Annotated in this window: 2 protein-coding genes; both read left to right on the top strand. The window is 69.1% G+C overall.

The genetic code is table 11. The features are described 5' to 3' along the window. Positions 1-662 precede the first annotated feature (662 nt). Positions 663-1598, top strand: a complete 936-nt coding sequence (locus DFR51_RS18480; protein ID WP_121053841.1) for an ArdC family protein — start codon at positions 663-665, stop codon at positions 1596-1598. Then, the gene (locus DFR51_RS18475) at positions 1595-2008 is read left to right on the top strand and encodes a DUF2958 domain-containing protein (RefSeq protein WP_121053839.1); all 414 of its coding nucleotides are present in this window, start codon (positions 1595-1597) and stop codon (positions 2006-2008) included. The genes DFR51_RS18480 and DFR51_RS18475 overlap by 4 nt, the downstream gene beginning before the upstream one ends. Positions 2009-2186 lie beyond the last annotated feature (178 nt).

The following is a 2186-nucleotide window of genomic DNA, read 5'->3' as shown; positions in this document are numbered from 1 at the left end:
CGTCGCGCCGTATCACCCGCAGGTTGGCGGTCCCGAAATCGATCGCGAGATCGGGCTTCCGTGAGAAAAATGAAGCCATGGAAGACGCTTATCAGGCGCCCTCGCCCCTGTCTCTCCGTATTGCGGCATCGAACTCTCTTCGCGCGTGGCGCCGGCAGCGATTTATCGCGGCCGCCGCCTGGAAATGGCGGCGATCCCGGCGGGGATCAAAATACCGTGTTCGGGAGGGCGAACGCCCCCGATGTCAACACGTGTCAGCTTAACAAGCTTTCGCTCCATGCTTCCGGGAAGCGCGCGTTCGCCTTTCCTGATTCCGCCTTCGGATGTCCGGCCACGTCTTGCCGGTTCGTTCTCCGTGACTCCTGAAGCGGTCGAAAGCGCCCGGGCTTTGCGGAAGACGCGCTGCGGTCTTCAGCCCGCGCGCGTCGCGGCTTTTGGAGGGGCCTGTCCCCGTGACCGCGGGGGTGGGCGGCGCTCACCGCTGGGCGCGGCCCGGCGCGCGCCAAGCCGGGCCGTGCGGCCCGGCGCCTCCACGTGCGTTCCGGCCCTTCGGGTGACGCGCGCCTCGCAGGCCGCGCCCTCAGGATCGCGCGTCGCCGCCCACCTCCCGCGTCCGGGGGGAGGCCCCGCGGGCTTTTGGGGGCGGCGCTTGGAGGCCCCTCATGCGTCAGCCATCCCGCCGCAGCACGCGCGGAGACGATGCGCCCCGCGCCGCGCGCGGCGACCTTTACGACGCGGTGACGCGCCGCATCATCGCCGAGCTTGAAGCCGGGCGCGTGCCCTGGGTACAGCCGTGGGAGGCGGGCGGCGCCGCGCCCGGCCTGCCGCGAAACGCGCTCACCGGACGCGCCTACAGCGGCATCAACATCCTCATCCTCTGGAGCGCGCTCACCGAGAACGGCTGGCGCGCGCACGCCTGGCTTACATTCCGCCAGGCGCTCGCCGCAGGCGGCAGCGTCCGCAAGGGCGCGCGCGGCACGTGCATCGTTTATGCCGACCGCTTCACCCCCAATACCGAAGCCGAAAAGACCGGCAGCGGCGACGCGCCGAAGACGATCGCGTTCCTGAGGCGCTTCACCGTGTTCAACATCGATCAGTGCGAGGGACTCCGCGCCGATCTCGCGCCCGATCCCGCGCCGCTTGCCGATGACGAAATCCTGCCGCAGGCCGAGGCGCTCATCGCCGCCTCGGGCATCGATGTCCGCATCGGCGGCGACCGCGCCTTCTATGCGCCCGCCGAGGATGTCGTGCAGCTGCCGCCGCGCCGCGCCTTCTTCGATCCCGTCAATTTCTACAGCGTTGCGCTCCACGAACTCACGCACGCGACCGGGCACAAAGCGCGCCTCGACCGCCAGATCCTCAACCGCTTCGGCACCAAGGATTATGCGCGCGAGGAACTCGTCGCCGAGATGGGCAGCGCCTTCCTCTGTTCGGCGCTCGGGATCGCGCCGACCGTGCGCCATGCCGACTATCTCGGCGCATGGCTCGACGTGCTGCGCGCCGACAATCGCGAGATCTTTCGCGCGGCAAGCGCGGCGAGCAAGGCTGCCGACTGGCTGCGCGCGCGCCACGGCGCGCGCGAAGCGCACGCGGCATGATCACGCTTCCCCATGCGCTGCACGTCACGCTCCGCGCGAACGCACGCGCCGGCCGCATATGCGAGGAACGCGGCGAACGTTTCGACCCGCTTCCCGTGCTCAAACTGTTCAACCCGCTCGGCGCGGCGACATGGATCGCGACCGAACTCGATGACGACGGCGACACGCTGTTCGGTCTTGCCGATCTCGGTTTCGGATGCCCCGAACTCGGCAGCTTCTCGCTCCGCGAAATTGCCGGGTTGCGGCTTCGCTTCGGCCTCACCATCGAACGCGACATCGCCTTTATCCCGCGCGCGCCGCTGTCGGTCTGGGCCGAAACCGCGCGGCGCCTGGGCTCGATCCTTCATGCCGAGCAGGCGCTTCGCCGCGCCGTGCCGCCCGGCAACATCCTTCCGTCCCGAGACGGATGACGTGCGGCGCGTTTCGCCGCGATCAACCGGTCCCGTTCCTCTGCGCGTTGGATTTCAACATGGAACGGGACCGGCGCTCACAAGGAGAGTAGGGATGGCACGCCATACCCCCTCGCAGAGGCTGGTTTTACCATCCCTCTCGCCGAACCGGACGTGCGGCTTTCACCGCATCCGGCTC

Origin of the sequence: Sphingosinicella microcystinivorans, assembly GCF_003634215.1 — a bacterium.
Lineage (GTDB): Bacteria > Pseudomonadota > Alphaproteobacteria > Sphingomonadales > Sphingomonadaceae > Sphingosinicella > Sphingosinicella microcystinivorans.
The sequence above is the reverse complement of the archived record's forward strand: the minus strand, read 5'-3'. Positions and strand labels throughout refer to the sequence as shown.